This window comes from Streptococcus mitis (assembly GCF_003942685.1).
GTDB classification, from domain to species: Bacteria; Bacillota; Bacilli; order Lactobacillales; family Streptococcaceae; genus Streptococcus; species Streptococcus mitis_CD.
This window is the reverse complement of sequence record NZ_RJNR01000028.1, coordinates 1-7782: the sequence shown is the minus strand read 5'-3', so window position 1 is coordinate 7782 and position 7782 is coordinate 1. Positions and strand designations below refer to the sequence as shown.

Here is a 7782-nt window from a genome sequence, read left to right as displayed (position 1 = left end):
TATAATTTTGAAAATCTGCCCAATTTCGCATGGTAAAATTTTCAGTCCCATACTTTTTAGCATAATTTTCAAATAGAATTTCTAAGACACTTTTTTCTTGGTTTTCACCCTTGGATAAGTGTTTAATGAGTTTTGAGATTTCAGCAAAACTTGGATAACTCCCTCGTTTTTTTCGCTCTTCCACTTCTTTTTTTTGACGTTTCAACAAGTTTTGGTATTCCTTTTGACTTAAACGACTCTCTTCAATGAGCTGTTCTCTTGTTTTGGGTGGATTATAGAAATCGACCAAGTAGGAGGCTAAAGCTCGTACCAAAGTCATAGAAGCTTCATCCCAAAATGGGTCACTTCGGGAGCCAGAGCCTTTGGTGTTATTAAAATAAACCGTCAGCATGCGATTCAAATCATTTTCTGTCTCTATATAGCGAAAAGGATTGAAGCCATCTGAGTTCTTCATATTGACTAAATCTAACACCTTTACTTGGTAGCCATGTTCTAAAAAGAGTTTGCCTGTTTTCTCGGCCAAGTGATCTTTAGGATCCACTACAATATTAGAACTATTCATCTGAATCAGATTAGGTTTCACAAAGCGAAATGTCTTCCCACTTCCTGAACCTCCTATCACCGCAATATTTTTATTTCTATCATATTGGGGTGGTTTTTTATCTAATAATGTCAAACGAACATCTTCTGCTAAGATCGTATCATGAGAAAATTCCTTACCGTAAAAAAACTTCTTTTCTTTTAGAGTTCCAAAACGGGCGCTCCCGTATTCTACCCCTTCTCGGTATTGTTTTTTGCCAGTCTCTAAATAGAGATAAACCAGCAACATCATTACAAAGCCTAGTAGAAAAAAAGCACTTGATTTTCCAGTAAATGAAATATTCCATGGCGACTGAAGAACTTCATCTTGACCTTCCATCAGAAGATGAGTCCATTTATCTAATGTATTTCCAGTATAGGAATCATACAAAAGCGTCAAACGATGAAAAAGATAGCCTAGTAAGATACCTAACAGTGAGAATAGTAGGAATTTCTTTCCACTGTACATCATCTCACCATCTCTTTCTGTTTGACGGCCCCTTCTTGTCTAAAGGTAATTTGGGATTTAGCCTCATCAATTGCTTGGTCTAATGACTTCTCCATGGTAAAATCAGCTAATTTCTCCGGATCATTAACCATTTTTTCTAACAGATGGTCCAAATGATTGTCTAGAATCGAACGGTCTTTCGTGTAGAAATGTAGAGAATCCCCTTGCCAAGCGATGGCCAAAGGAATCTCTTCTTTTTCTAAAAAAGCTTTAAATTTCTCTATATCAATTGGTTTGTCTAAAAAATCTTTTTTCAGATTAATCGTATCAATCGAATAAGGAGATTGTAGCAATTCTTCTAATTTCTGTACCCCTATCTTATAGGCAGAGTCTTGTGCTAGAGCCTGACGTCTAGACCATTCTAGAATCTTTAAGAGACTTTTTACAGTAAATAAAAGACTACGCTCAGCATATTGAACTGCCATTCGTTCCTGTTGTTCAGAGGACATCTGATGCCTCCTTCTTAACAAATAGCAGCTTTCCTTCCTTATAACGATAAGCTATCAATTTCTGACGTTGCTTAATCGACTTGACAACCTGCAGTAGATCTCTCGAATAAGGTTCTCGAAGAGTAACTTCTACTGCTTTCCCATCAATGATACCAACACGTTTAAATTCAATGTAGTCTTTTTTGAGATGTCCTAAGCCCATACCAAAAGGAAAGTGATGAATCAATTGGATGGTGCAACCACCTTTATTTCCCATTTGTTTCAAATCATACAAGTTTACTACCTTCATGATTAACTCCTTTATCTAGTTTGTCGCATCGTTTAAGTCTGGTAACGATAAACTCCGTGTCTGTTAGAAAATTCTCACACACGTCTTGTGCCAGTTGCCCTTCACAGGGAAATACTCTCAGTCCCTACTTACACAGGCACGCTAATCAAGACGGAGTGGATTCAATTTTCAAAGAACAGGTAGCTTTATTATAGATAAGAGTAGTTGAAATTTTTATCACATTTTTGAGGTTATTGGAATAAAAAAATCAACTCACTGCTTTACGAATGAGTTGATTTTGTACTAAAATATTTGTTGCATAATTTCCTTAATAACCTGAACAGAGTTATCAAATGAGATATCTTTAGCATACTTAAATTGACGTTGATAACGAATCCATAGCTCTTTCTGATAATCAGAAAGTTCAATTTCTCTCACTTGTTCTTCCCAATTATAAATGATTTCTTTACTTTTACGTTTTTCTGCCGTATTCTCAAGTGCATTTTTTAATACTTCAAGATTAATCTCTTCTTTTCTAAGTTTATACAAGGTGAAAAGATCATATCGATCACGTGGACGCGTCGAAGCTAATCCCCTACTAATAATCGTTTCTAACTTTTCAGCAAGTACAGTCTCTAGATTATATGTCCATATCTTGATGCTTTCATTAGTAAAGATAGAAGTCATTGAATAAGTAATTTCTCTTGGTGTGATTTTATCACCAGTAGTAATATCAATAAAAACAACCTCCTTTAATGTATCAAAAGTTGCATTTAATTTTAATGAAAATCCTCCATATTCATCATCTTGGCGAATAGGTTCTAGCTTATCTACTGAAAATGAAAAACCATCAGTTTTAGAACAAAGAATCTCTTCAAAGATATCAATCAAATTTTCTCTGCTCATTTCGGTTCCCTTCAGAGTGACATCTAAATCCATTGTGGTTCGCTTATCTAGTCCAATCATTTGACCTATTAGATACCCTCCTTTTACAATGAAGGAATCTCTATAAGTACTAGTAGAAATCAGCTTTAACACTTGCTCAATTAAATAATGTTGTTGTACTTGTTGAGCTGGAATTCCCTTATCTTTTGAAATATTTTTGATTTTTGCTTTAAAGCTATTCGCATTTGAAAACATTAAGATAGCACCTCCGTATAAGATTGTAACTTATCAGTTACTTTAAATAGCTGGGCATAATAAAATAATTTGTGTAAATGAATTTGATTCTGTTGAAAATATTTCTTAAAGGCTGGTGCAATAATTTGAAGATCCACCTGATGAACTGGTCTTAGACATTCAACCAAAACACGTTCAACTTCGTAAACTTTAATAAATTGACCAGGAAGACGCTCTATCTCAACTATTCCTTCACTATAGTGAGAGCGTAAGATAACAGGACATATATCTGCTTCCTTAATGTTTTTGGTATTCGTACCATAAGGAAAACTCATCGTCATGTTAAAAGGGATAGTCAAAGATAAACCATGTAACCAAAGTGCTGTCTCCAAAGAAAAGATTCCCTTTGGAAATCGAAACTGAAGGACAAACCACTCATCTAAATAAATATCAGGTAAGCGATATAACCCTTTTTCTTCAGCATCGATTTTTCCTTCTGTAACCATTTTCAATAAGGTTTTGTAGTGTAAATTTTCATCCATTACTTGTTTAAAAGTTAAAAAACCATACTGATTGAAAGAGTTCATCAGCTTCTCTCTTTTATCAACCATATCATTCTCCTTTCTTAGAAACAAAATGCTAACATCTTCTATATATGTTAGCATTTTATTTCTTTAAAATCAATTCATTTAGTTTTTTATTTCAAAATTAATCCATACGTAAGACAGACCAGCTACTATTAAAGAAAAAATAAGACATAGACTGATAGGTTCCACACCAAATGTAGCCCCATACTTCAGGAAACTAAGAAAATGACTCCCAAAGAAGTCGCATTCATCGAAAATTGGATTAATAACTATCCTAAAAAATGCTTGCACTACAAGTCTCCTAGAGAATTTCTTCTTGGTTGCTAACTTGAACTTGAAATTTGGCGTTTTCTTCTTGATGTCCGCATCAAAAAGAGAGAACCTAGTTGGTTCCCTCACTCTGTTAGTTTTTTCCTCACCTTCCCTATAGGAATACTAAGACCTATTAAAAACTTCCTTTTTACGTGAACTTCCCCATCTTTCGATAAATAGAATCCCCACTAACAAAAAGATAATCAGGCAAGGAAGTAAGACCATCCCCATGCTCCAATTCAGATTGACATTATCAATTTGCTTAGGTAATCTTCCAGATAAAATCTCCACTGAACGCAAGTAAGTAAAGGGAATCAGATGTGCAATCCTTTGAAGAGGCTGAATTGTTTGAATGCCAAACAATAAGCCAACAATTCCAATGAGTGAAAGAAAGAGGACAGGCATTTTTTGCTTGAAAAAGTAAGCAATCAAGTAGACGACTTCCACAATGACGATAAAGGCTAAGAAAGCTAAGAACAAGCTAGGAAATAACACATCCTGTATCTCTCCAATAGTTACTTCTTGATTCGTTAAGCTATAAATCGGGTAGGGATAATCTAACTGTCCAAAACCACTTATCAGACTTCCCACTAGAAAAGAAAATCCACTGATTCCGATAAAAAGCACAGTTACATAACCCACTCCAACTCCAAGAGAGGACATGGCAAATGCCACTTTTGAAAAAGGATATAACTGAGCTGTGTCCAGATGATTTTGATATCTTTCTGCAAATAGTTGCGTTAGCATAAAAATAATAGCAACCACAAACAAGCTTGGGATGATAACCTCTAAAATCCAGACAATCTGATCAATACCGTGGGTTGGATAAACTAAATTGTGCGCTTTTATGTTCAAGGGATACAGGGCTTGGTAAATCTTTCGTTGGCGGTCAACCGCCATTTTAAAGTCAGAGCTAGCAGTCGGTTCATTTGACATAACTTCATAATTCTTCTCTTCATCTTGCCACTGCAAATAGTAGGCTTCTTTCCAGCGTCCTTCTTTTAACAAAGCTAGAATTTCTTTCTTTTGAGTCAAAAGATTTTTTTGCGATTCTAAATTACTTTTAGCAATTTGGTATTCCTCAGAGTTGGTATCAGATATTTGGGAGAGTTTCTCTTCATATTCATTGATGACTCTCTCATTTTTTACAAGACGGGTTTCCAACTCGCTCTCCAAGCTGACGGAGTTTGCAGTCTGACTATTAAAATAAAAGGTAACACCGAGTCCAGATACAAATAAAGCTAAGATAATCCAGTTTAAGCGACTTTTGAAAACTTTTTTTAATAAAAATAGACTAACATCTTTCATAAACTAAACCTCTTCTATTTGTCCCTGATGAATGGTTACTACTCTATCGCAGACATCAACTAGTTCTTCTTTGTAGTGGGAACTTAAAAGAACCAGCTGTTCTTGTCTATCGATTTGTGCTAGTCTATCAAAAAACTTCTGTCGATAATACTCATCTAAGCCATTTGTAATCTCATCCATAAGCCAGCATTTCGCCTGACTGAGGAAATACATGGCAATCACCAAGCGTTGCTTCATGCCTAAGGAATACTTGCGAATGGGAAGGCTGATATAGTCAGACATTTCCCAATAGGTAATTTCATCCCCCAAGTTCAGCCCTGACTTCCAGACGTTTTTGATCAGACGAAGATAGTCCATCCCACTTAAGTTTCCATCTAGCCATTCAATACTCTCATAATAAAACAAAGAAGGAGAGACTGCGATATTTCCGCTACTTATAGGAATTAAATTGCTAATGGCACGGAACAGTGTCGTCTTTCCAGAGCCATTGATAGCAAGAATACCATAAATCCTACCCTTTTCAAATGTAAAATCAACATCTTGTAAGATGACTTGTCGCGTTTTTAAGGTCACATGAGTAAGCTGCAACATATCTAGCCCTCCTTTTTCTTACACTTTAAAGATTAATAACCTACGCTGTAGTAGTTTAGTACCTCATAACAATCATAATTTCAGCCAGAACCAACTTTATACTCAGAATAGCTATAATAACGAGATCATGATGGAACGTTAATATAGCTATGTCTGTGGTAATTCATACTAGACCTATAGAAGGTATTCCAATCATACCGACAACCTTTGAAAACGCTTTAATTATATCATATTTTTATTTGTTATACAATAGTTTTTTTAATCCGAAAAGACTCACACTAAACGCTAGCAACTGGAATTTACTCTAAGACGACTCTGTTTTAGGGCTATTTATCGTACACTTTTTTCTGAGTCTTTTCACTTTTGAACTCTTATATATCAAGAAAAAGAAAACCAGTGGAAGTTAGTCTAATACGAATTTCTACTGATTTCACGCGTTTTTCTCATACTAAAAGCTAGGTTGTTGGAAACTGGAAGTTAGTTTTAGAAGTTACCAAATAAATCAGGCCACCTATTTTAAAAAAGCAGTAAACTATAAACTAGTAGGTTCCACACCAAATGTAGCCCCATACTGCCCCATAAATCAGATTTATAGCGTACCATTCCTAAAAACATTCCCAATGAAACATACAAACACCAAGCTAGAATGGTTCCTGGATGATGAGCTAAGGCAAACAAAACACTTGTCAAGGCAATTCTGATGTCTAATTTTCTGACCAACTTCCATAAGATTTCTCGATACAGAAATTCTTCAACCATACTCGCATTGATCAAAAACAATAAAAATGAAAACCAAGGAACTTGATGTTGAAGACCAATTAAGTTTGCTTGATTCGTGGTTCCTTGAGCATGGATTAGACTAAAACATAGACTTATAATCAGTAGACTAACGAATCCAATACCAATCCACTTTATCCTAATTTTCATATTGACCTTGGCCACTTGTTTTCGTTTGCCATACATCCAAAAAAAAGAAATGAGTGACGCTCCATAGAGAATCAGTAGTATAGTTAACTCACCGATACAAAGCAATTTCAGTAAGTATAGAGATACCAATAGGACATTTACTTGTTGGAATATATAAACTGGAATTATTCTTTTCATAGTTACCTCCGAAATAAATCTTCATAATCTAAATCTAATACCTGCACAATCCTTTCTACCCATGGACTTTGAGGCATTCGTTGTTCCATCTTGTAGTGACGAATCTTTTGATACAAACGATTCAATTCACTTGGATAGTGAAACTCTCCCGCAAACATTTTTCTGGTTAACTCAATCCAGCTGATATTTCTTTCAGCCAAAATAATGGACAAGTTCTCCCAAAATCGTTCTGCCATATTGATTCTCCTTTAGTTAGATAAATAATGTGTTTGTGCCATGTAAATCAATTGTTTCGTATCTCTTGGCAATAAAGCTCTAGCCTCCTCCAGATTCAGATTTGGATAAACTCGCTTATTTGAAACCGCAAGAGGAAGTCTGATGGTTAGTTCAGGATTTTTTAATATCATTTCGATGAAATCTGTTAATTTTAGGTTATCTCGATTCTTAAAACGTAATAAATTTGGAGATAAAAACTCGAAACAATCTGAAGAATAGCTCATCATCTCAATTAATTTGTCCTTTGTCATTTCAGAAACTGAATGACAAGATACCTCGATGCCATAGTTTTGGAAGAAGTCTAAAAGAAGTTGATTTCTTTGGCTATTTTTACTTAGATAGAGATCAATCATGGGAGACCTCCAACAAATTTGATTCCATTTGATATTCTGATACGATTAAGGAATCTAATAAATTTGCGAAGTTAATCGGTTTCTTGTCTTCATCATAAGCTTTTACAGTTACTTGGGTTGTAAGTATTCCCTCTTTTCCCTCGGCTCGATAGCCTTGTCCATATAAAACAAAAACAAGATTCTGATTATCATCTACAAAGGCATCAGCTCCGTTCTTTATATCCTGACTTTCAAGGAATTCCATAATGTTTTGAAGATAGGATTCGTAAAATAGGGGGTAGTTGTGTTTTTTATGGTAATCATCTAAAAATGTCACCTCAAACTCACA

The 7782-nt window shown here is 35.0% G+C and carries 11 protein-coding genes and 1 pseudogene; 1 reads left to right on the top strand and 11 read right to left on the bottom strand.

The genetic code is table 11. From position 1 onward, the window contains the following. From D8855_RS10270 to D8855_RS10250, 5 genes are all read right to left on the bottom strand, one after another. A partial coding sequence (locus D8855_RS10270; RefSeq protein WP_185757593.1) for a type IV secretory system conjugative DNA transfer family protein occupies window positions 1-1048 on the bottom strand: 1048 nt, incomplete at its 3' end. Beyond that, window positions 1048-1536: a hypothetical protein gene (locus D8855_RS10265; protein WP_125417216.1), complete on the bottom strand. Its 489-nt coding sequence runs from the start codon at window positions 1534-1536 to the stop codon at window positions 1048-1050. The genes D8855_RS10270 and D8855_RS10265, both read right to left, overlap by 1 nt. Next, entirely contained in the window at window positions 1526-1825 is a 300-nt protein-coding gene (locus D8855_RS10260; protein ID WP_000869759.1) for a hypothetical protein, read from the bottom strand. Before D8855_RS10260 ends, D8855_RS10265 begins: the two co-directional genes overlap by 11 nt. A gap of 282 nt (window positions 1826-2107) precedes the next feature. Next, window positions 2108-2944, bottom strand: coding sequence for a nucleotidyl transferase AbiEii/AbiGii toxin family protein (locus tag D8855_RS10255; RefSeq protein WP_125417215.1), 837 nt, complete (start codon window positions 2942-2944; stop codon window positions 2108-2110). Beyond that, entirely contained in the window at window positions 2944-3534 is a 591-nt protein-coding gene (locus tag D8855_RS10250; protein ID WP_185757592.1) for a type IV toxin-antitoxin system AbiEi family antitoxin domain-containing protein, read from the bottom strand. The genes D8855_RS10255 and D8855_RS10250 overlap by 1 nt, the downstream gene beginning before the upstream one ends. A 192-nt stretch (window positions 3535-3726) precedes the next feature. Here D8855_RS10250 and D8855_RS10240 point away from each other — a divergent pair. After that, a pseudogene (locus tag D8855_RS10240) lies at window positions 3727-3837 on the top strand (IS30 family transposase); the annotation flags it as partial. Window positions 3838-3945: 108 nt separating this feature from the next. Here D8855_RS10240 and D8855_RS10235 read toward each other — a convergent pair. From D8855_RS10235 to D8855_RS10210, 6 genes are all read right to left on the bottom strand, one after another. Beyond that, the gene (locus D8855_RS10235; RefSeq protein ID WP_125417213.1) at window positions 3946-5130 is read right to left on the bottom strand and encodes an ABC transporter permease; all 1185 of its coding nucleotides are present in this window, start codon (window positions 5128-5130) and stop codon (window positions 3946-3948) included. Window positions 5131-5133: 3 nt separating this feature from the next. Beyond that, a complete protein-coding gene (locus D8855_RS10230; RefSeq protein WP_125417212.1) occupies window positions 5134-5721 on the bottom strand; it encodes an ABC transporter ATP-binding protein in 588 nt (195 codons plus the stop codon). Window positions 5722-6237: 516 nt separating this feature from the next. Further along, the gene (locus D8855_RS10225) at window positions 6238-6825 is read right to left on the bottom strand and encodes a CPBP family intramembrane glutamic endopeptidase (RefSeq protein WP_125417211.1); all 588 of its coding nucleotides are present in this window, start codon (window positions 6823-6825) and stop codon (window positions 6238-6240) included. Between the two features lie 2 nt (window positions 6826-6827). Further along, the gene (locus tag D8855_RS10220) at window positions 6828-7061 is read right to left on the bottom strand and encodes a hypothetical protein (protein ID WP_000840776.1); all 234 of its coding nucleotides are present in this window, start codon (window positions 7059-7061) and stop codon (window positions 6828-6830) included. A 12-nt stretch (window positions 7062-7073) separates the two neighbouring features. After that, window positions 7074-7454 (bottom strand): thioredoxin domain-containing protein, encoded by a 381-nt coding sequence (locus D8855_RS10215; RefSeq protein WP_000566543.1) that lies wholly within the window; start codon window positions 7452-7454, stop codon window positions 7074-7076. Beyond that, window positions 7447-7782: hypothetical protein (locus D8855_RS10210; protein WP_260467396.1), on the bottom strand; the 336-nt coding region annotated here is incomplete at its 5' end. The genes D8855_RS10215 and D8855_RS10210, both read right to left, overlap by 8 nt.

Bases quoted from the DNA above. Each gene is read 5' to 3' on its own strand.
- D8855_RS10260 (WP_000869759.1), bottom strand. From the start codon at position 1,825: ATGAAGGTAGTAAACTTGTATGATTTGAAACAAATGGGAAATAAAGGT.
- D8855_RS10230 (WP_125417212.1), bottom strand. From the start codon at position 5,721: ATGTTGCAGCTTACTCATGTGACCTTAAAAACGCGACAAGTCATCTTA.
- D8855_RS10250 (WP_185757592.1), bottom strand. From the start codon at position 3,534: ATGGTTGATAAAAGAGAGAAGCTGATGAACTCTTTCAATCAGTATGGT.
- D8855_RS10235 (WP_125417213.1), bottom strand. From the start codon at position 5,130: ATGAAAGATGTTAGTCTATTTTTATTAAAAAAAGTTTTCAAAAGTCGC.
- D8855_RS10265 (WP_125417216.1), bottom strand. From the start codon at position 1,536: ATGTCCTCTGAACAACAGGAACGAATGGCAGTTCAATATGCTGAGCGT.
- D8855_RS10220 (WP_000840776.1), bottom strand. From the start codon at position 7,061: ATGGCAGAACGATTTTGGGAGAACTTGTCCATTATTTTGGCTGAAAGA.
- D8855_RS10225 (WP_125417211.1), bottom strand. From the start codon at position 6,825: ATGAAAAGAATAATTCCAGTTTATATATTCCAACAAGTAAATGTCCTA.
- D8855_RS10255 (WP_125417215.1), bottom strand. From the start codon at position 2,944: ATGTTTTCAAATGCGAATAGCTTTAAAGCAAAAATCAAAAATATTTCA.
- D8855_RS10215 (WP_000566543.1), bottom strand. From the start codon at position 7,454: ATGATTGATCTCTATCTAAGTAAAAATAGCCAAAGAAATCAACTTCTT.